This is a genomic window from Nostoc sp. 106C (assembly GCF_002154725.1).
Classification (GTDB): Bacteria; Cyanobacteriota; Cyanobacteriia; order Cyanobacteriales; family Nostocaceae; genus Aulosira.
In genome coordinates, this window is sequence record NZ_MTAW01000095.1 from 61,138 (window position 1) to 83,474 (window position 22,337).

16 protein-coding genes and 1 tRNA gene are annotated in these 22,337 nt (G+C 38.2%); 16 read left to right on the plus strand and 1 reads right to left on the minus strand.

Annotation, left to right across the window (positions count from 1 at the left end):
- Positions 1 to 101: 101 nt before the first annotated feature.
- The 15 genes from BV375_RS11985 to BV375_RS12055 all read left to right on the plus strand — a co-directional run bounded on the left by BV375_RS11985 (position 102) and on the right by BV375_RS12055 (position 20,173).
- Positions 102 to 1,370 (plus strand): glycosyltransferase, encoded by a 1,269-nt coding sequence (locus tag BV375_RS11985; protein ID WP_086760691.1) that lies wholly within the window; start codon positions 102 to 104, stop codon positions 1,368 to 1,370.
- Positions 1,370 to 3,403, plus strand: coding sequence for a hypothetical protein (locus BV375_RS11990; RefSeq protein ID WP_086760693.1), 2,034 nt, complete (start codon positions 1,370 to 1,372; stop codon positions 3,401 to 3,403). Before BV375_RS11985 ends, BV375_RS11990 begins: the two co-directional genes overlap by 1 nt.
- Before the next feature lie 68 nt (positions 3,404 to 3,471).
- Positions 3,472 to 3,861, plus strand: coding sequence for a hypothetical protein (locus BV375_RS11995; protein ID WP_086760695.1), 390 nt, complete (start codon positions 3,472 to 3,474; stop codon positions 3,859 to 3,861).
- Positions 3,858 to 4,982, plus strand: coding sequence for a UDP-galactopyranose mutase (gene glf / locus BV375_RS12000; RefSeq protein ID WP_086760697.1), 1,125 nt, complete (start codon positions 3,858 to 3,860; stop codon positions 4,980 to 4,982). The genes BV375_RS11995 and glf overlap by 4 nt, the downstream gene beginning before the upstream one ends.
- A gap of 147 nt (positions 4,983 to 5,129) precedes the next feature.
- Positions 5,130 to 7,010, plus strand: a complete 1,881-nt coding sequence (locus BV375_RS12005; RefSeq protein ID WP_086760699.1) for a glycosyltransferase — start codon at positions 5,130 to 5,132, stop codon at positions 7,008 to 7,010.
- Positions 7,011 to 7,028: 18 nt separating this feature from the next.
- Positions 7,029 to 8,156, plus strand: a complete 1,128-nt coding sequence (locus tag BV375_RS12010; RefSeq protein ID WP_086760701.1) for a glycosyltransferase family 2 protein — start codon at positions 7,029 to 7,031, stop codon at positions 8,154 to 8,156.
- A gap of 43 nt (positions 8,157 to 8,199) precedes the next feature.
- Positions 8,200 to 8,880, plus strand: a complete 681-nt coding sequence (locus BV375_RS12015; RefSeq protein ID WP_086760703.1) for a methyltransferase domain-containing protein — start codon at positions 8,200 to 8,202, stop codon at positions 8,878 to 8,880.
- 33 nt (positions 8,881 to 8,913) lie between these two features.
- Positions 8,914 to 10,224 carry a glycosyltransferase family 4 protein gene (locus BV375_RS12020; protein ID WP_243713921.1) on the plus strand — a complete coding sequence of 437 codons (1,311 nt, stop codon included), beginning with the start codon at positions 8,914 to 8,916 and terminating at the stop codon, positions 10,222 to 10,224.
- A gap of 10 nt (positions 10,225 to 10,234) precedes the next feature.
- On the plus strand, positions 10,235 to 11,272 hold the full coding sequence (locus BV375_RS12025) for a glycosyltransferase family 4 protein (protein ID WP_086760704.1): 1,038 nt from the start codon (positions 10,235 to 10,237) through the stop codon (positions 11,270 to 11,272).
- Between the two features lie 39 nt (positions 11,273 to 11,311).
- Positions 11,312 to 12,445: a glycosyltransferase family 1 protein gene (locus BV375_RS12030; RefSeq protein WP_086760706.1), complete on the plus strand. Its 1,134-nt coding sequence runs from the start codon at positions 11,312 to 11,314 to the stop codon at positions 12,443 to 12,445.
- A 102-nt stretch (positions 12,446 to 12,547) separates the two neighbouring features.
- A complete protein-coding gene (locus BV375_RS12035) occupies positions 12,548 to 13,816 on the plus strand; it encodes a glycosyltransferase family 4 protein (protein ID WP_086760708.1) in 1,269 nt (422 codons plus the stop codon).
- Positions 13,817 to 14,986 carry a glycosyltransferase gene (locus BV375_RS12040; protein ID WP_086760710.1) on the plus strand — a complete coding sequence of 390 codons (1,170 nt, stop codon included), beginning with the start codon at positions 13,817 to 13,819 and terminating at the stop codon, positions 14,984 to 14,986. It begins immediately after the preceding gene.
- 160 nt (positions 14,987 to 15,146) lie between these two features.
- Positions 15,147 to 16,526: a hypothetical protein gene (locus BV375_RS12045; RefSeq protein ID WP_086760712.1), complete on the plus strand. Its 1,380-nt coding sequence runs from the start codon at positions 15,147 to 15,149 to the stop codon at positions 16,524 to 16,526.
- A 126-nt stretch (positions 16,527 to 16,652) separates the two neighbouring features.
- Positions 16,653 to 16,724, plus strand: a tRNA-Gln gene (locus BV375_RS12050).
- A gap of 1,247 nt (positions 16,725 to 17,971) precedes the next feature.
- Entirely contained in the window at positions 17,972 to 20,173 is a 2,202-nt protein-coding gene (locus BV375_RS12055) for a polysaccharide biosynthesis tyrosine autokinase (protein ID WP_086760713.1), read from the plus strand.
- A gap of 55 nt (positions 20,174 to 20,228) precedes the next feature.
- On the opposite strand, the gene BV375_RS12060 is transcribed toward BV375_RS12055, so the two are convergent.
- Positions 20,229 to 20,708, minus strand: coding sequence for a hypothetical protein (locus BV375_RS12060; RefSeq protein ID WP_086760715.1), 480 nt, complete (start codon positions 20,706 to 20,708; stop codon positions 20,229 to 20,231).
- Between the two features lie 227 nt (positions 20,709 to 20,935).
- Here BV375_RS12060 and BV375_RS12065 point away from each other — a divergent pair, with 227 nt between their 5' ends.
- On the plus strand, positions 20,936 to 22,231 hold the full coding sequence (locus BV375_RS12065) for a hypothetical protein (protein WP_086760717.1): 1,296 nt from the start codon (positions 20,936 to 20,938) through the stop codon (positions 22,229 to 22,231).
- The last annotated feature ends 106 nt before the right edge of the window (positions 22,232 to 22,337 follow it).

Genomic DNA, 22,337 nt, shown 5'->3' on the forward strand with positions numbered 1-22,337 from the left:
TCAAATCTTGTTGGACAAGGTTATTAGCTTTGAAAATGTACTTTACTAGATTGGGAACCGCTATAAATAAATTGAAATGATATTATCTATTCCTTAATATTATGAAAGTCGCTATTGTTAGTAAGTCTGATAGAAATGGAGGTGGGGCAAGTAGAGTCGCTGAGGATCTCGCTATTTGGTTAAATGATGCAGGTCATCCTACCGATCATTTTGTCGCCTATAATTTCAAAGAGCCTCTTCCATTCCAACATAGTGTCTACGGAGGAGGTGATAAAATTAAGCTCTGTAAAAAGATTCATAGAGTTACAAAGAAATTCGGTTTCCCAGAGTTACTACCTGTTGAATACTGGTTTAACCTCAGCCAAATTCTTGATGATTACGATGTTGTCCATTTTCATGACCTTTATACTGCCATATCTCCAGCTACTCTTGCTTTAGCCTCTCGACGCAAACCTACTTTTTTCACAGTACATGATTGCTCAGCTTTCACTGGCGGGTGTCTATACCCAATGGGATGTGAAAAATTTACTAGCAACTGTCATAATTGTCCTCAATTGCCTCACGGTGGATGGAAAAATAAACTACGTGATCGCACTAGAGAAATTCAAGCAATAAAACGATGGGTTGCAGAACAATTCCATATTCGCTACATATTTCCAAGTCATTGGATGCTGCAACAGGCTGAACAAGCTCTTAAGTTCAGAGTTTTACCTATAGTCATTCCAAATGGTCTGGATTTGAAACCTTTTCCTGCTGTGAAAAAGGTAGAAGCAAAAATTAGTTTAGGTGTTCCAGTAAATCGTAAAGTAATTGCTATTTCAGCACACGTTCTTGATGACCCCCGTAAAGGTGTAAAGTATGCCATTAAAGCACTTCAAAGCGTACGTGATTTATCCCCATTAGTCTTAGTTGTAGGACTTTGTAAAGATGAGTTAAGGCAGGCATTAGAAGGACTAGACATCAAACAGATGGGTTATATTTCAGACCCTAACTTATTAGCTCAAGTCTACTCCGCAGCAGACCTAATGCTGTTTTGCACTCTTGCGGATAATTTACCACTTACAGTTCTGGAAGCAATGGCTGCATCCACTCCAATTGTAGGTTTTTCTACAGGGGGTGTTCCAGAGATAATCCAGACAGGAAACAACGGTATCTTAGTTGAGCCTACTAACCAAGAGGCACTAAACCAAGCCTTACGCCAAGCTTTAGTATCCATTAATTTAGAAGCAATGGGTCAGCAAGCAAGGAGAGATGTTGAAAATAACTTTTCAAAGGCTGCATGTGTTGAGAAGCATCTGCAAATTTATCAGAATTTTGATCCTTCTTTAAGTAACCAGCTTAAGAGTAGTTTATTTGAGGTTAAAGCCTGATGAAAAAGACTGTTTACTCCTTTGACGTGTTTGATACATCCCTGGTTCGGATTTGGGCTAAACCAACAGATCTTTTCTGGGAAGTAGGTTATCAATTACAAAAAGATAATTTAATTCAAATTTCGCCCGACTCTTGGTCTTCTCTCAGAATGGAGGCTGAAAGGATAGCAAGAGAAATAGGACCTTTTTTTGAAGTCACACTAGACGAAATATATGAACAGCTTGCTACTTCTTTAAACTGGTCAAAAGATGAAGCTGAAAAGGCAAAACAAAAGGAACTAGAAATTGAACTATTGAGTTTACGTCCAGTACCTACAACTCAAAAGCGAATTCAAGCACTCCATCAAGCAAATGAGCGAGTTATCTACATTTCAGATATGTATTTATCTGAAGAAGTTATTCGTAACTTCCTGAAGGAAAACAAGGTCTGGACTCCAGGTAGTACATTGTACGTTTCATCTGAAACAAGAATTAATAAAGGAAGTGGCAAGTTATTTCAATATTGTTTGGCAGAAGAAGCAGTCAAGCGATCGCAGTTTAAACATGTTGGAGATAACAGAACAGCAGATGTAAAAGTACCAAAAAAACTTGGTATTCCAGTTGAATTCTTCACTCAAGCTCACCTCAATCGTTATGAGCAAAAAATCGCAGACGCAACTCAATTTCCTTTAAAGTTTAGATCTCTACTTGCTGGCGCTAGCAGACTTACCCGTTTACAGTCTCAAGAAACCATTTCTAAAAATAAAGTTATTTGGGACGCAACAGCGAGTGCCATTGCTCCAATGTTGTTTGGTTTCGTGTATTGGTGCTTAGTCGAAGCTGAAAATAGAGGAATTCAAAGATTATACTTTGCTGCTAGAGACGGTCAGATTTTGTATAAAATTGCCCAAGTAATCTGCCGGAATTGGGGATTTCACATTGACTGCCGCTACTTATATGGTTCTCGTCAAGCATGGCATATGCCTGCCATTCAAGGGATTGATAAATCTGAATTTGACTGGATTTTCTTTCAAACTGAGGTTATCACTCAGTTTGTATCAATTCGTTCTATTTGCGATCGAGTTCATATATTACCAGAACAAATTCAAGATGTGCTGAGCCATTATGGTTTTCCAGCCACAAAATGGGATCTCAACCTTCAGCAGCAAGAACGTAAATTATTGAAGCAGATTTTTACTGAGAAAAAAGTTACTGAACTGATCATCTCAACTGCTGCTCGCTATCGCGAGAAAGCAATTGGCTATTTCCATCAAGAAGGTATAGGCGATGAAGCTCCTTTTGCTTTAGTGGATGTTGGTTGGAGTGGAAAAACACAACGCTCTTTTAGTAATTTATTGAACATAGCTGGTATTTATCCTGAATCCGGAGTTTATGGTTTTTACTTTGCACTTGACAGGCGGGTTAAACCATTTAAAGAGGATCAATTACTTGCTTATTTTTATGATGTAGACAAACAACGTAGCGATCACTATTTTCTCTGCAAGTATCGATGCTTGTTTGAGCTTTTTATGGCAGCAGATCATGGTAGCACTAAGTGCTACGATTTTCAGGACAATAAGTATATACCAGTTCTTCGCCAGCAAAAAAACGAAGAAGCAATTAATTGGGGATTATACGTCTTGCAAAATGCTGCGGTTGAATTTGCAGAGCAATTCACTACTAATCTGAGTGCCCAAGAATGTAAAACTAATCTTTTAACTGAGGCAACTGAAATTTTATCACGAGAGTTTGTTTTACATCCTTCCTATCAGGAAGCAAAAGTATTTGGCTCTTTCCTTATATCTGGGGATCTAACTGAAAACTCTTTCTATGAACTAGCACCAATTTACAGTTTGGTTGATTGGTGGCGACTGCTGCTTACTAGCAAGCATCCGCATATAGATGCCTGGTTTCCCGCCTCAGTTGCCAGAGCTAATCCTATTATGGGAAGTGTTCTTGCGGTCAAGATATTGAATAAAATTCGTCAAATCAGGAGGAAATTTCTCAAGCAGAAAGTGACTAATTCAACTGAAAAAGTAAGTCAACCTACTTAAATCTCAGTTTCGATTCCCGTTTTGCTCCTGATATCAAACTATCCCAACTTCGTTCTACGGTATACAGCATGTACGTTAATACAAAGCTGACACAAAACGAGAATAGTACAAAGTTAGAAACGATCGCGGCGATGGTTCAATCAGCAGCCAAGAATTATCAGGGTGATAGTTTAACACTACTTGCATTGCTGCGATTACTAGAAACTTTGCATCGCGAAATAAGAAATAGTCTATTTCTGGAATCTTTACTAAGCGAGCAGCAAGCACTTTATGCTCTATTGAAGAATATTGAGAAGGAGGGAGGTTGGCCCTACATTTATCGCATGAAACTGCAATCTCTACTGAAAAATTTAGCAGAAAACACTCTACCTGAATTAGAAGTTGACAAAACTACAGAATCTTTAGTTGAGGTTGACAACTCAGAACCTTTTAGCCGGAAGCAAGGAGAAATTGCATGAGAGTAGATTGGTTAATTATAGGGGCTGGATATTCAGCTTGCGTCATAGCTGAGAGAATTGCTAATGAGCTTGGACAGAGAGTATTAATTGTAGAACAACGAGACCATATTGGCGGTAATGCCTACGATTACTACAACGAGCATGGCATTTTAGTTCATAAATACGGACCCCACATCTTTCATACCAAATCCAAAAAAGTATGGGATTATCTCTCGCAATTTACTGAGTGGAGACATTATTATCACCATGTCCTAGGTGTGGTAGAAGGTAAAAAGGTTCCTGTTCCTTTTAATTTGAATTCGCTCTATGCCCTGTTTCCTCCAAAATATGCAGAGAAGCTGGAGAATTTACTTCTAGAAAGCTTCGGTTTTGGAGTTAAAGTACCTATTTTAAAACTGCGTGAGAGTGCTAGTGGAGATTTAACTTTCTTAGCTGATTATATTTACGAAAATATCTTTCTTCGCTACACCATGAAGCAGTGGGGTGTAAAACCAGAAGAACTGGATAGAGCCGTCACAGGACGTGTTCCAGTTTATATCAGTCGAGATAATCGTTACTTTCAAGATCCTTACCAAGCTATGCCTAAGCTTGGTTACACGGAGATGTTCCGCAAAATGTTGGCTCACCCTAACATTAAGGTACTCCTAAATACAGATTACCGCGAGATTATTAATGATGTAAAGTTTAACCGAATACTTTGCACAGGGCCAATTGATACCTTTTTCGATTATATGTATGGCGAATTGCCCTACCGGAGTCTGCGCTTTCAATTTGAAACTTTAGATCAAGAGTTGTATCAAGAGGTGGGTACAGTTAACTATCCCAACGACTACGACATCACTCGGATAACCGAGCAGAAGTATTTGTCAGGGCAAACTTCTCCCAAAACTACCTTAGTGATGGAATATCCCCAAGCTTATGTACCAGGTAAAAATGACCCTTATTATCCCATTCTTAATGAAGAGAATCGCGATCGCCTAGACTTATACCTCAAAGAAGTAGAAAAACTCAACGGTACAGTACTTTTTGCAGGACGACTTGCAGATTACAAATATTACGACATGGATCAAGCAGTAGTGCGTGCCCTTGGTCTGTTTGAAAAAGAAATAGCTAACGCGTGAGCAAGTTAGTAGCTTTCTGTTGTAGAAATAGCCATAATTTATCACTTAAATCAAAGCAAAAGCTGGCTTTATAGATGTATTAAATTTAACTTGGGTGCTGCATCTATTAACAAAACGTGAAACAAGTAAACACAAAAGAGGATACAGATGAACGTAGTTACCAGAATTCGATTTCCCTGTGCACCTGAATCTTTGAGTTTGTATCTCAGATGCAGTGACGGCGCAGTCTTCAATTCTTCTCAAGAGCAAGCAGAAGTTGCGTTTATTCAAAATAGTATTTTGTCTCTGAATACTTATTTTAATTCTTTCTATGCAAAATTTTATGCTAAATATACCCATCTTAACTATTTATATTACTTATTAACTCTTGAAGGTGATTTTAAAATTTCTCTATATAGAGAATCTTATAAGAAAGAATCAAGAGAATTGATTTATACAGCGAACTTTGATAAATGTTTGTTATCCGAACCTATTAAAGTATTGCTACCAGATTCTTGGCGAAGCGAGAATGCAGGCAGAGTGTATCTTGAGATAACCTGCCTAAGCGACAGCGGGCTATTCTTAGATGGATACATTGTAACTGAACAACCTAAGATCCGCGAAGTAAATTTAGGTATTATTACCTGTACTTTCAAGAAAGAAGTTTATGTAAAAAATACAGTAAGCAAGATTTTGCAAGATAATTTTTTGTCTGACAAGAAGTTTAAAGTTTTTGTAGTTGACAATGGTAAAACTCTACAAAAAGAAGAATTTAATGATTCAAAAGTTCAATTAATTCCTAACAGAAATTTAGGTGGAAGTGGAGGTTTTACACGAGGCTTAATTCAAGCTTTACAAGAGGATAGTTATACACATTTCTTGTTAATGGATGATGATATTGAATTAGAGACTGAAGCTATTTACAAACTATTTTCACTGTACGAGTATGCTACTCAGGATTTTGCAATATCTGGTAGTATGCTGGATTTATATAAAAAGCATATACTCTCTGAGGCAGGAGCACTGTATGCTAAATCTATCGATAGCCAGGGTAATTCTCAACATAATCCCTTCGCAGTTATCTGTTTAAAGCATAGGCTCAATCTGGAAAATACCAATGTTACTAATCTTTTACTCTTGGAAGATAGTCCTGAATACGGTGGTTTTTGGTTTTTCTCTTTTTCTAAAGAAACTATTCAAAAAATTGGCTTACCAATGCCTTTCTTTATAAAGATAGATGATATGGAGTTTGGCTTAAGAATTACAAGATTCCTTAGTCAATCAATAGTTGCTTTTCCAGGAATAGCCGTTTGGCATGAACCTTTTTATGCGAAGAACCCAATTTGGGATAATTATTATAGATTTCGGAATCATCTTATAACTAATTGTATTTATAGCTTGTCAGGATACATAGATATAATTAAATTTTTAACTCAACAGCTACTCTATAGTCTGTTAGTGTTTGACTATAATTCTGCGGAAATGGTTATTAGCGGTTTTGAAGATTATTTAAAGGGACCGCAATTTATTATAAATAACGATCCAGAAAATATCCACAGTAGAGTTGTAGGGCTTAGTAAAAGTTACAATACACAAAGCCTAGTAGCTAATTTTACAGCTACTAATAAACCTGTCTGCAACTCAAGTAATATAAATATTCTTCAGACAGGGGTTTTTAGAAAAATTATTGCTTTAGTAACTATCAATGGACATTTACTTCCTGACTTTTTACTAAGTAATGATGAAGGATGTTATTCAATTGGTTCTGAATCTGCGGACTATTGGTACAAAGAATTTGCCAAAAAGCGTGTTGTTATTGTCAGAGAAGGAAATAACAGTGTTTATCTATATGAAATGAATCGAACTATCTGTATAAAGATATTAATGAGATGGTTCAAAATTATTACTAAGAGTACTCTGAGGTGGAATTGTGTTACTTCAGAATGGAAGAATGCTTTTAAATATTTAACATCCTCCGAATTCTGGAAAGATTATCTCAATCTGAATGAGCAAACTCAAAAATCTATACATAAATCATTGGTAAATTAAAACCTAAGGATTCAGCAAATGCAAGAACTGCAAACTGAAAAGTTACAACCTTTTAAACTACCGCAACTTCCTGATGCTCCTTTAGTATCAGTCTTAATTGCTAATTACAATTACTCCCAATACATTGGCGAGACTATAGAAAGTGTCCTAAGTCAAACCTATACAAATTTTGAAGTTATAGTTTGTGATGATGGTTCAAAAGACAACTCCTGTGAAGTCATCGAAACTTATGTTAAGAATGATTCGAGGGTCAAGTTAATCCGCAAAGAAAATGGCGGAGTAGCTAGTGCTTTAAATGCAGCATATAGAGAAAGCAAAGGTGACATTATTTGCATCTTGGATGCGGATGATACCTGGACAGATAAGAAACTGGAGAAGGTTATAGAGGCGTTTAAGTCTGAGTCTCAGAATGGGTTTGTAATTCACAATGTAATTCTAATTGATGGGCAGGGAAACTTTATAAAGTTAACTCCTAAATATAAAGAATTAGCTTCAGGTTGGATGGCAGAATCTGCATTGGAAAATGGTGGGTTTGTCGAGAACATACCTCCAGCTTCAGCACTAAATCTACGACGTGAAGTAGCAAAGTTAATATTTCCTCTCAATGAGTTTTTTAGAACCAACGCAGACAGTCTCATCTTTCGGTTAGCTCCATTTATAACCGTCATAGGAGCTATACCAGATGTGCTAAGTAAATTCCGTTTTCATAGAGCAAATACAACAAGTCAATTAACAGTAACGCCAGAGGTTTTGCAGCGGGATTTAGCTGTTATGGAACGGGTACACCAAGAACAGAAGGTTTTTTTAACCAAAGTTTATGGTGCAGCGATAGCAGAAAGACTAACAGATTTACAATCCAATTTGATAGTTTGTAATGCTCGCTACCTACTAGCCCGTCTTTCAGGCAAATCTAAAAATGATTGCAAGGAAGCTCATCAGCAGCTTATTACCCACCCAGAATTTGCAAATTGTTTTAATGAATTCTTGCTTCAAAGGTGGCTGGTTCAATGGGGTGAATATTTACCAGATCCACTTTTTGCAGCCTTATTTAACCAAGTATACGGTTCAAGCAGACTGAAACAATTAGGAAAACAGTTGTTGAAGGGAAGGCTGATGACAAATTCTATAAATAGTAGAAATGCTTAAATCTAACACATTGAATTTTCACTAGTACAAGGGTAGATATTAAATGCTAAAACTCAATCTTGGTTGTGGCTCGCATACTCCAAATGGTTGGACAAATGTAGATTATGCACTAGGGGCTTGGTTAGCAAAGCTACCAGTTTTTTCAACAATCAATAAAATTTTTAAAATAATTAATCTTGACTGGCCAGATCAAATTGTTATCCATGACTTGAGAAAAAAATTTCCGTGGGCAGATAATTCAGTTGATGTAGTTTATAGCTCTCATACTTTGGAGCATTTATCTAGAACTGACGGGCAAGCTTTTTTAAAAGAATGCCATCGAGTTCTAAAGCCAAATGGCATTATTCGCATTGTCGTTCCCGATTTAAAATCAATTGTTGATAAGTATAATCAAGGTGAAGTACCTGCTGAAGAATTTTTGGATGAGTTGGATATCAGCTACGAATCTTCTGAAGATGGACCGATGAAGCGGAGGTTGGCACCACTTATTCGCTTTCCGCATAAGTGTATGTATGATACTCCCGCATTACTCCGAACAATGTCTAATCTTGGCTTTGAAGTAGCTAGCAAGCAAGGTTTAGAAAGTGAGATTAATGATGTAGAGATTATTGAACAGCCTAATCGTACTGTTGATGCCGTAATTGTTGAGGGTAGAAAACTGGCTAATGATGCTCGTAAGCCAGATAAAACTGTTAATTCAGTTTCTGTAGTAGCTCATAGATGATTGCAGATAAAAAACTCTTATGAGCTATCAACAATGAATTTACATAACCCCTTACCACAGAACTTGGAGCAGTTTATGCAAGATCCGTTTCGATTGGGCGTTGTATTTACTCATCCTACCCAGCATCATGCTCCTTTATGGCGTAAACTCAACGAGCAACCAGGTGTTTCTGTAACAGCTTTATATCTTTGCAACGAAAACCAAGTCAGCGGCGATCGCCACCTTGGTAGTTCACAACCGTGGGATGTGGATTTACTAAGCGGTTATCAAAATGAATTCCTGAAAACGTTGACAGGAAAGATTGCGTCTAAAAGTTCTAAAGGTCTGCTAAATCCAGAGTTATTTAGCCGCTTGACCCGAAAAAATGTTGATGCTGTCTTTTTACCCAGTTTTTACACGCTCTCTTATCGCTTAACGGTGCTGTTATGTAAATTACGGGGAATTCCCATCATCATGCAAAATGATGCAACCATCATTACAGATACTCCCTATAGTCGTTCGCGTAAGGTGATCTTATCTGCCTTGTACCCTTGGATGTATAGTCTAGCTGACTATTGGATTTCTAGTGGCGACCATAACGAAATTTATTTACGGTATTACGGCGTTTCCGACGAAAAAATTGTTCGTGGTTGCTACCCTGTTGACCGAGAGCGTTACGAACTGAAAATTGCTCAAAATCAGGATGAAATTCAACGCATCCGTCAACAACTTTGTTGGGATAGCGACACTATACTCTATGGCTTTACAGGTAAGTATATTGAACGCAAGAATCCCTTTGAATTTATTGAAGCGATCGCCAAAGCTCATCAACAAGACCATCGCATTAGAGGAATTATGATTGGTGGCGGTGTTTTGGAAGGCGAAATCAACCAGCGCCTCGCCGCTATGAATGGAGAGGTAATTAACGTCGGCTTCGTTAACCAGAGTCAACTACCTTTGTATTACGCTGCAATGGATGTGTTTGTTTCTACATCCAAAAGTGATCCACATCCATTAGTGATTTCTGAAGCAATGGCAGCAGCTTGTCCGGCAATTTTAAGCGATCGCTGCGGTAATTGGGGTTATAGCGATACCGTACAACACCGTTATAACGGACTAGTCTATCCTTACGGTAATATTAACGCCCTAGCTGAGGCAATACTGGCTTTGGCTGATACTCAAACACGGCATGTGTACAGTGAAAACGCTAAAACATTTTTTTCTCAACAAGACCTTAACTGCGAATTAAAGGCGTTTTTAACAGTTATTGACAAAATAAATAAAAAGCAAAATGTAAATGAAAATATTAGGATTCAAGATACTTTACCTCAAATTTTAGAACAAAATAGCACACCTATCAAATAGTTATAATTTTATGGAAAATAAGCTTTTATTGGTATCATTTCCTATCGATCTTGGTAATGCTGGATATGAAAAACGTTTAATTGGAATGTTTCAAAATCTTTTGGATCTTAAAGTTTATCGCTTTGTGGAACCTCCAGAAAAGCCAATAAGTCATAAAGTCTTAATTCGTCAAAGATTCCTAAAGGCATATAGTTTATCCAAAGAAGTTCAAAAAGCCCAAAGAGAAGGTAGAAAAGTTCTATTTCATGGCATAAGTCCAGCTTTGTTTGCCTATCCATTTACAAAGCCTAAGAGCAGTTACATTTTGACAGACTGGACTAGAAAGTTATATGAACCTATGACGGACGTATTGCCATCACCATCTTGGCTAACATTTGTACATAAAAAGATTCTCAATTCACAAAAATATGTTATGGGGATGACAGATGCAGTCATTGAAGAAATGGTCAAAGATTATAATGTATCTAGGAGTAAATTAAAGAAAGCTAAATTACCTTTTTCACAAGATCTTGAAATATTTATTCCTAGCCCCCAACGCCAAGACAATGAAGTAAGAATTCTTTTTGTAGGGGGCGATATGTATCGTAAAGGAGGTGATATTTTACTAGATTGGTTTGCACAACAAAATGATCCAAATATACGAATGACAATGGTCACAAAATCTGCTGTCAAAGTAGATACTGGTGCCACTATAGAAACGAATATACAGTATGGTCAACCACAACACATAGAATTGTTTAAAACACATGATATTTTTGTATTGCCAACTCTGTGCGATGGTTATCCAGCTGTTTTAGGAGAAGCTGCTTGTGCTGGGTTAGCTATTCTTACGACTAAGAACGCTTTGGGCGCTCCAGAAATTATAAAGAACGGTATTAATGGTTACATATGTAACTCCCAGGAAGATTTACTTAATCAATTGAATATCCTTGTAAAGAACAAGCCGCTTATAGAAGATATGAAGAAAAATAGTCGTGAATTTATGGAGAAAGAATTTTCTTTAAATAGAGTAGCTAAGGATTATATAGATACTATTTTTGAAAATTAATTATTAAAACCTCCAATAAACTAACTTTTATAATAAATCATGCGTGTTGCAATTTTGCGTAGAATTCCTCAATTTTCTTTTAGCATGGATGTCTATGCTGATGGTTTAGTTAGTGGACTAAAAGCAGTTCGTCCGAATTGGGAGATTATTGAAGTTACGCCCCAAATTAATCTCGCAAACACAAAAAATAAATCTTTACATCAGGGAATTGCTAGTTATTACGAGCGCTACTGGCGTTATCCACTTAGGCTCAAAAAACTGCAAGCGGATATCTTTCACATTATCGATCATAGTGATGGTCATTTAGCTCGTTGGTTGCAGCAAAATCATCAACCAAATGTAGTTACTTGTCATGATTTGATTAACTTAATTCAACCTGAGAATGTTTACGAGCAGGCGCGTTTAGCTTCGATTAGCATGGCAGCATGGAAATATGCGATCGCTGGTATGCACCAAGCAAATCATATCATCACAGTTTCATCACATACCGCACAAGATGTAGTTCAGCAATTAAATATTCAACCAGAAAAGATTACAGTTGTGCCAGATGCTGTAGAGTCAATCTTTAGACGCCTTTCGGCAATGGAGATTAGCACTTTTAGGCAGCAAAAAGGCATTTCTCCCGAAACATTATGCTTACTCAATGTGGGTTCAAATCATCCCCGCAAAAATGTTTTTACAACTTTAAAAGTAATTCAACTTCTTCAAGATAAAGGCTTATCTATTCACTTTTGGAAAGTAGGCTCTGATTTTAGCTCTGAACAAAAACAATATATTCAAAATCACCAATTAGAAAAATATGTAAGCTATTTAGGAAAGCCAGATAAACATGAACTTGTCAAAATTTACAATGCTGCTGACGTGCTTTTATCTCCCTCTTTTTATGAGGGTTTTGGCATGACAGTTATAGAAGCTATGGCTTGTGGTACAGCCGTTATCACTTCCAATGTCACATCACTACCAGAAGTAGCTGGTGATGCAGCTATTTTAGTAGCTCCAACTGATATTGATGCAATAGTACAGGCTGTATATCGTCTTCTTGAAGAAAAATCATATCTTAATTCATTAGTTGAACGAGGTTTAGTTAGATCTCAATTATTTACTTGGGAAAAAACTGCTGAACAAATCGCAAAAATTTATGAAAAAACTCTGTTGAGCATCAAATCAAGCTAATAATAGCCAAAGTCAATTTGATAACGATTAGGTCAAATAATCTTGTCACTTGATATCACAAAAAAATATAAAACTTTATTATTAGAAAAATAACAATTAATTATGGATACTATCACCAAGAACGCTGGCACGAATCGTTTAAAGATTCTCATTTCTGCCTATGCCTGTAGGCCAGATATGGGTTCTGAACCAGGAGTTGGTTGGAATATGGCGCGAGAGTTGGTGAAGGACAACAAAATATGGGTAATTACTCGCGCCGAAAATCGCCCGTATATTGAGGCGGAACTGGCACAAAATCCCATTGCCGATCTAGAAGTCATTTACTATGACCTGCCAGCTTGGGCGCGTTGGTGGAAAGGAAAGAACCGAGGTGTGCACTTGCACCATTACCTCTGGCAGATTGGCGTTTACTTCTTGGCACAAAACTTACATCGCCAAATCAATTTTGATTTGGTACATCATGTGACCTACGGTAGGTATTCAGCGCCCAGCTTTCTTTCTTTGCTACCCATACCTTTTGTTTGGGGACCTGTGGGCGGTGGTGAATCTGCACCCACGCCTTTCTGGCAAGATTTTAGTTTAAGTAATAAAATTTACGAATTATTACGTAATATTGCCGCCTGGGTAGGTGAGCGAGATCCATTTGTTCATCTCACAGCCAAACGCAGCCAAGTAGCAATTGTAGCCACACCCGAAACTTCTGCCCGCGTCAGTGCCTTAGGTGCCAAGCGTATTGAGGTAATATACGGTCAAACTGGCATCAATCAACAAGAAATTACACAGTTGGGGCAGCTACCAGTGGGTTCGTCAGCAACATCTATTCGCTTTATTAGTATAGGAAGATTGTTACATTGGAAAGGCTTTCACTTGGGTTTGCGGGCTTTTGCCCAAGCCAACCTACCAGAAGGCGAATTTTGGATTGTTGGTGATGGCCCGGAAAGAAAGCGATTAGAAGCCCTGAGTCAAGAATTACAAATTAGCGATCGCGTGCGTTTTTTTGGTAACCTCCCACGAGAGTTGACTTTAACTAAATTGGGAGAGTGCGATGTCTTAGTACACCCCAGCTTGCATGATTTCTCTCCAACAGTTTGCTTAGAAGCAATGGCAGCAAATCGTCCGGTAATCTGTTTGGAATTAGGAGGACCAGCGACTCAAATCACAGCAGAAACTGGATTTAAAATTCCTGCCTACAATCCTGAACAAGCAGTTGTAGACATGGCAAAAGTCATGCAGCATTTGGCTTTAGAACCAGACTTAAGAGTTCGTATGGGAAAGGCAGGCCAACAAAGAGTAAACCAACTCTACAGTTGGGAAATGAAGGGCAAGTTTTTAAGGAAACTTTATACAGAAATCGTTAGTCAGGGGGCTTAAATGCGGATTCTCAGCGTACATAACCTCTATCAAATTCGCGGTGGTGAAGATGAGTCTCGGCAAGCAGAAGAAAATATGCTGCGAGAAATGGGGCATGAGGTGACAGTGTATGAGGAGCATAACGATCGCATTGCCAAGATGAATCAGTTGCAGGTGGCATCACGAACAATTTGGTCGCAAGAAGCATATCAAATTATTCAAAGGAAGCTCAAAGAACAGCCTCAGGATATCGTTCACGTCCAAAATTTTTTCCCGTTAATTTCTCCCTCAATTTATTATGCTGCCAAAGCTGAGGGTGTACCTGTAGTACAAACACTGCGTAACTACCGCTTACTTTGTCCCAATGGCTTGTTTTTTCGTGATGGCAAAGTTTGTGAAGACTGTCTAGGTAAATTTTTACCATTGCCAGGAGTTATACATAGTTGTTACCGCGAAAGTCGGGCAGCGAGTGCTGCTGTTGCAACTATGCTTACAGTACACCGTACTCTCCGTACTTGGACAAAAATGGTAGATGTTTACATTGCCCTAACTGAGTTTGCAAGGCAGAAAATGATTCAAGGTGGGTTACCAGCCGAGAAGATTATAGTCAAGCCAAATTTTGTTCATCCCGATCCCGGTTTGGGTGAAGGACGTGGTGGTTACGCCCTTTTTGTAGGTAGACTTTCTGTAGAAAAAGGGTTAGATACCCTACTTGCTGCTTGGGAAAAATTGGCAGGAAAAATCCCACTGAAGATTATTGGTGATGGGCCTTTATCAGCAGAAGTGATCGCAGCAACCAAAAGAATTCCGCAAGTGGAATGGTTAGGACGCAGACCAATGTCAGAAGTATATGCCTTGATGGGGGAGGCAATGTTTTTAATTTTTCCATCCAAATGGTATGAAACCTTTGGTCGTGTAGCAGTTGAGGCATTTGCCAAAGGTACTCCAGTAATTGCTTCAAATATTGGTGCGATCGCAGAGTTAGTTGATTCTGGACGAACTGGGCTTCATTTTTCTCCTGGTGATGCAGAAGATTTAGCCGCTAAAGTTGAATGGTCGTTAGCTAACCAAGCCCACTTATCTGAAATGCGGCAAGAGGCAAGAACAGAATTTGTAGCGAAATACACTGCCGATAAGAACTATGAACAACTAATAGAAATTTATGCCAAGGCTCAACATACTTTTTTTTGATAGTTAATATTTGTAAAATCTTATTCTTCTGTCAGTAAATTTGGTGCATGAAGAAATGAAACCATGAGTAAAAGTAAAGTAGCCTATTTAATTCTTACACCTACAGGTTGCGGACAAGCATTTCTTTTATACAATAGTTGCTAACTATCAATAAAAACTGATGAGCGCAAATTCTTCCTGGCTTTACAGGCGGCCTAGTAATTATATTCAGAATTCTGTACTAGTATTATTCGCATTTGCTACCGCTTTTTTTCCCAGAATTCTTAACTCTGTTGGTTTACCATCAGCAATCAATTTTGTTCACTTTCTCATAGTTCCACTTGCCTGTACCATTGTAATAGCTAAAACTAAAGTTAAGAATAAAAGCCAAATCGCTATTTCAGAATACCTCATATTCGGTCTATTAATATTACTAATTAGTATGACTGCCAGTGCCTTATTAAATAAAGCTGGAGTTATTAACCTATTCTTAGAGTTTCTATTACTTACTGAGCCTTTTATAGTAATACTAACAATAGTTTGTCTACCTCTTTCGCCAAAAACACTCAAAAGATTTAGAGCCTGGGTATTAGGATTTATTGGAATACATATATTTTTGGCTTTTGCCCAGTGGTTATTTATTAAAATCGGCATTCTTGCAGTAACCAGAATGCAACCTACAGATAATGTTCAAGGAGTTTTTTATCTTTCAGGTTCTGGACATGTTGTAGGTTCTTCTGTATCCTTGTCATTTGGTCTATATTATTTATTCGCTGCTAAAAATGCTCCCAAGTGGCTAAGAGTTTCTATTTTTGGTGCTACATTTTTTCAGCTTTTATTCGCCGATGCTAAGCAGGTACTTTTGGTTTTTGTCCTGGCCTGGTTCCTGCTAATCTTACTGAGATTAAATGATATTAGAACAACTCTCCAGTATATAATAGGTGGAATTTTAATCAGTTATGCGCTATATTGGTGCATCTACAATGTAGATGCTTTTAGCGCTTTTCGAGGCTGGATTCGCCCAGAGCTTTATGGGCCTGATGGTGCAGCTACTTTACTTAAACTTGCACCATTAAGAATTATCCCAACATTTTATAAATCTCCTTTAAATTTGCTTTTTGGTCTTGGACCAGGCCATAGTGTTGAAAGATTGGGGGGATTTATGTTAAACGACTATTCTGCTTTATTAAAACCTTTGGGTGCTACTACTCATCCTGCTACTCAGGCTGTTTGGAATGCTTTTTACGAGAACTCTTGGTTAAACTCTAGCTTTTTCTCTCCTTTCTGGGGTTGGGCTGGCATTTGGGGAGATTTAGGAATATTGGGTCTGGGTTTTTACCTATATCTTGCCTTCATCGTATGGCGAAGGCTATGTTTGGATGACTTATCCAGGTTTACAATGCTCACTGTTCTTTTATTTGGTTTTATTTTCACGCAATTGGAAGAGCCTGGTTATATGCTCTCGATGGCTATTTTAATTGGCTTGCGATGGCATGAACTACAAGTTCATAAGCTGTCTTTGCCTACTATATCAAATGAGGTACAACACGCAAATCGTTGAAAATCTCACAGAACAACCTCTACCTAACTTTAGTTCAGCTGCAATAAGCTCATTTTTCTGAAATCTTCTCTCAAATACTTGACATTATCCCAGGATTACCTGCTATATTATCTAAAGTGCGTTCATTGGGGCGTAGCCAAGTGGTAAGGCAGCGGGTTTTGGTCCCGCCATCCCTAGGTTCGAATCCTAGCGCCCCAGTAATATTAGAATAAAATGTTTAATCTATATCAGTAAATCCTTATCGCAGGATATGTTTGGAGGTAGGTTTTAGCTTTTTTACATATGGGCTAGAATCCTAATTATTACCCAATACAGTTCAGTTAAGAAAATTCATTGACAACAAAGTTCACAAATAATTACTAAACAAAAAACCGAACAATTATTTTTGAGGGGGTTTGGGGGACGCAACCGTCCCCCAATCGGGGGTTTGGGGGAGAATCGCCCAAATCTTGGTTTTGTCCGACAGATGAGAACTCTGATCACCTTAACTGAACCGTATTGAATTATTACCTGGTCAATATGTCCAAGTTTGAATGACTAGTTTAAAGCTTTTGCTTGAGTACATTATTTTTCATCAGGTGTTCAAATGATAAAATAAAATAATTATTGCCACAATCGGGCAATTTTATTTAGAATTTTTCCCTTCGTTCTAAAACCCGCTTTGATAGTACAGAATTCAGGGACATATAAAGAACCTAAACTTGTGAGCAGGGTAGGCTAGAGTAGCGAAGGAACCCTCAAAACCATGAGATTGCTTTACTTTATTTTGTTACGCTCGCAATAAATTTTTATTTTTATAAGAGATTAACCAGAGATAATATTTAGTTTTTTAATGGGATTTGATTTGCTACTACCTAAATCACTAAAGTAACAAAGCCTAACCCACTTTACTCTCAATTAGATAAAAGAGAAAAAAGTTGGTTTTAGCAAAAAGCTTTTTATCTTGCTTCATAATGATTCACAAGCTTGAACTTAAGTTAGGAGCCTATTAGAGATGATATATTCATTCTAATTACAGATGCGTTGCAACACCTGTATTATGTCTGATTCCTAAGTATATGCACTTAAAATTTAGTTAAAAACTTATTTTATTAATTAAGTGTTTATACGCAAAAATTCGGCATTGTCTCTAAAATTTAGCTTCTTCTTTAAATAATTTCACCAATTCTTCTTGCGTAATGCTACTGTAGTTATAGTACCTTTATTCAAATTGGCTTTATTTTACATATAGCAGCCCAAGCTAGATATTTGCATTAAGTAAAGTTTTGGTAAGAATTATTTACCTCAAAGATTGTTTGTATTAGATGAGTTAGTCAGTAAATTCATGGTTTTGCTAGGGTGCAGACACAGAAAAGTAACTTCGGAGCAATCTAACTACCTATACCAAGATTGAATCGAAGAGTTCACCTGTAAAAGGAATATAAGTAGTTTATTTGACAAATGCTATGCTGAAGTCAGAGAAGTATCCTCACCCGTTGTCACAAGCAAACTTTACCCAATTAAATGATGATGAAGGTGGATTGAACCTGGGTCAAGTTGGAGCCGTTCTACGTCGGAGACTATTGTTAATTGGTGGAACAACAGCCTTAGTAGCAACAGCAGCAGTACTAAAGGCGGAAACAGATCCCCCAGTATATCAAGGCACGTTCGATATTTTAACCAAGCCGGTGACTGGTGAAGATAAAGCGATCGCCAACGTTCCGCAAACAATAAATAGCCAAGATAAAATATCGCCTCCTGAGTCTACAAGAGACGTTCAGACAACGATCACCGTTTTACAAAGCCCTAGAGTCCTGAATCCTATCGTTGAAAAACTTCAGGCTCAATACCCAGATCTCACTTACGACTCACTGGTTTATTACTTAACGATTACATCCAGTAAGCCAAATATCTTAAATATTCAATATACCAACTCAGATCAAAAGTTAGTTAGCGATGTACTAAAGCTGCTGGCTGACGCTTATCTGCAATATAGTTTGCAAGAACGGCAATCAGATGTTGAAGTGGCTATTAAATTTGTTGACCAACAAAAACAGCCACTAGTGAAGGGTCTGAAATACTGGCAAGACCAATTGCGCAATCTGCGGCTGGATAATAACTTGATTGAACCTGCACAGAAAGCTCAAGAGTTATCTACTCAAATTGCTACTTTGAGGCAACAGCGAATAGAGAATCGAGTCCAGTTAGAGCAAATGGTAGCAAAGTATGAGGAATTACAAAAGGAATTAGCTCAAGAGCCTGGTGAGAGAGCAGGTAATTCTTTATTGAGTGATAATGTGCGCTACCAAAAGATTTTAGATCAGATCCAGGCAGCGGATATTGCGATTAAACAACAGTCAGCTGTGTTTACAGATGAAAACCCAGCAATGGTAACTTTAAGACAAAAGAAAGAGTATTTATTGCCATTACTTGCCCAAGAAGAGGCACGGGTACAAAAAGACTTTCAAAGCCGTATCCGGGAAATGTCAGCACGTGATAGAGCTTTAGATGAAAAAATCAACAATGGTTATAGTGAAGTTAGAAAATTAGCAACTGTTAGTCGTAATTACGATAACATACAACGAGAATTACAAATTGCTAACGAGGCACTGACTCAATTTACTACGAAACAACAATCTTTGCAAATTGAGAAAGCCCAAAAACAACAACCTTGGCTTTTACTTGATCCTAAGCTAACAAGAGTAAATGAACCTTTGGCTGTCTCAGATAGTGCTAAGCGAAATTTAGCATTGGGTGGTCTTTTGGGTTTACTTTTGGGTATCGGAACAGCTTTAGTTGTAGATAAACTTAGTAATATCTTCTACTCTTCTCAAGAACTTAAAGATGCTACAAGGCTGCCATTACTAGGAATAGTTCCTTTAAGAAAAGAACTAGAAGTAGCAACAAAAGACAATCTCTCCAGGGGTGTGCAAAATTCAGATGGAGCCTCTTTCTTTGAAGTTTTTCGCTCTCTTTACACCAATATTCTACTTTTGGGTTCTGATACACCAATTCGCTCACTTGTAATCAGTTCAGCAGGACAGGGAGATGGCAAATCTACAATTGCGACGCAGCTAGCGCAAGCAGCAGCAGCGATGGGTCAACGAGTATTACTTGTGGATGCCAATCTGCGTGCTCCTAGCTTACACAATCGAGTCGGACTCATGAACATTCAGGGTTTGACTGATGTGATTTCGCAAGACTTGGATTGGCACAATGTAATTGAGCCATCGCCTTTAGAAGAGAATATGTTTGTGATGCCAGCTGGACCTATTCCACCAGATTCGGTAAGGTTACTTGCGTCTCAGAAAATGCATAATCTCATGGAGGAGCTGCAAGTAAGTTTTGATTTAGTAATTTATGACACTCCCCCTCTTTTAGGGTTTGCAGACGCCTACTTATTAGCGGCTAATACCGATGGTCTTGTGCTAGTTGCTGGTTTGGGTAAGCTCAAGCGGACTGCACTACAGCAAGCATTGGAACAGATTCAAATCTCTGGAACTCCCCTGTTAGGTTTGATAGCTAATAAGTCTAAGGATGCTGCGCCTGTTTCTTATCAATACTATCAACAGTATTACAAGCAGAGCGTGAGTGGTGAAAAAGTAAGTGCAGAGAAAGTCACAGCCAATGCTAACTCCTCTTCCTTAACTAAAACTAAGCGAAGTTAGTGTTAATAAAGGGTAATTGTTAATAAAATTACCCTTTACTAATTGCCAAATGATATTACTTATCAGGTGATTTTAAGGCCTGATCTAGAACTTGTCTTGCCTGCTCTGCTTTAGTTCGCGCATCTTGGTAACGTAGATTAGCTTGGGCAAAATTTTTGAGGAGTTTAAAACCTTCTTTGAGGCGAGAAATTTCCTCTTCTGTTACTGAATTATCTGAGAACAAAATATCAACTGCCTTGCGGATTTCTAAGGCTTCAGTACGTGATTCTTGAACTTTGAGCTTAAGTGTGGCAAGGTTGCTAAGAACCTGCACAGCTTGAGTAATGGCATCTTCACCACTAGCAGTCTCAATTGTTGGTTCTTTCACCTCAATTAATTGCTGAGGACCAAATCCCTCTTCTAGTTCTGTGGGTAGCTTACCTGCATCCATCAGTTCCATCAGCTGATCCATTGCTTTCTCACGGGCTTTGGCTGAATCTTTGCCAGAAACATTGAGGATAATTTCTGGGCTTTGAGCGAGAGTATACTGAACCATATTTGAGGGCAGAAAAGTTGCTGTTTAACCAAGCCGAGGAAAACAATTTTAACATAAATAGAGTGGCAACCAAAACCTCAAATATTTAAAAATTAAAAATTGAAAATAATTTTTGATAATTGTACTGAAATTGAATGTTGAATTGGCGATCGCTTTCCCCAGTCACCCCAAATAAAACTTTATACTTGAATAAAGAGAGTAAAAATGTTTAACAGGAGGGGAGAGCTATGGCTCCCAATCCCACCATTATGCACGCTGTGGAACAACTGGGTTATCGCGTCACCGTTGGTGATGTAGCAACCCAGGCAGGATTAAATATCGCGGAGGCGGGACAAGGGTTATTAGCTTTAGCATCTGATGCTGGCGGACATTTACAGGTAGCAGAATCAGGTGATATTGTTTACCTATTTCCACAAGATTTTCGGGCAAATTTACGTAATAAGTATTTGCAGTTACGGTTTCAGGAATGGTGGCAAAAGGTTTGGGGCGCTCTGTTTTACCTAATTCGCATTTCCTTTGGGATTTTATTAATTGCTTCTATCGCCTTAATTACTGTTACCATCATCATTATCATTACTGCTATCAACTCAGATCGTGATAGTGACAATAGAGGCAGTAATTATGGGGGCGGTGGCTTCTTTTTTTTCCCAGATTTATTTTGGTATTTTAGCCCCAATTATCAGACTGAATACCAGGAACGGCGACGCGAAAGAAACCAAACAAGCAATCTAAATTTTTTCGAGGCTGTTTTTTCGTTTTTGTTTGGTGATGGTAATCCTAATGCCAACTTAGAAGAACGTCGTTGGCAGGAAATTGCTGCTGTAATTCGTAATAATCGTGGTGCAGTTGTAGCAGAGCAAATAGCTCCTTATTTGGATAATATTGGTGAGAGATATCAACAAGAATACGAAGACTATATGTTACCTGTGCTCATACGATTCAATGGGCAACCAGAGGTAAGTCCCGATGGGCAAATTGTCTATTACTTCCCAGAATTGCAGGTGAAAGCGAGCAAAAAGCGTCATCAATCGATCCCAGTATATTTAGAGGAATCACTCTGGCGTTTTAGTACAGCAAGTTCAGGACAAAATATGCTCAGTGCTGGGTTGGGCGTACTAAATTTTGTTGGTGCTTTAGTATTGGGAAGTTTGTTAAGAGATGGTATAGTTGCTGCCCAATTAGGTGGATTGGTAGCTTTTGTCCAAGGGATTTATTGGCTACTGTTAGCTTATGGAATAGGCTTTTTGGGTATACCGTTAGTCCGTTATTTCTGGATTCAGTGGCGCAATAGTAAAATTGCCGCACGTAACCGCGATCGCCTGTCTCGGGCTAGGCTATTAACAAACATGGACGCAAGTTTACAGCACAAAATTGATTACGCCCGTCGGTTTGCTACAGAAAAAATAATCGGCAAAGAAGATGTGATTTACTCTAGTGAGACTGACTTACTCGAACAGGAATTTGAGCGTTCTGCACAGATTGACGCTGAATGGCAACGTCGGTTAGATGAGTCAGGAAAATAAGCCGATTAGGTTTTGCTGCATGAAGGGGATTGGATGCCAATCCCCAATCCCTAGTTAAGCTAATAATCATTAAAATTGCATCTCCGCGTCTCCTTTTCTCCGCGTC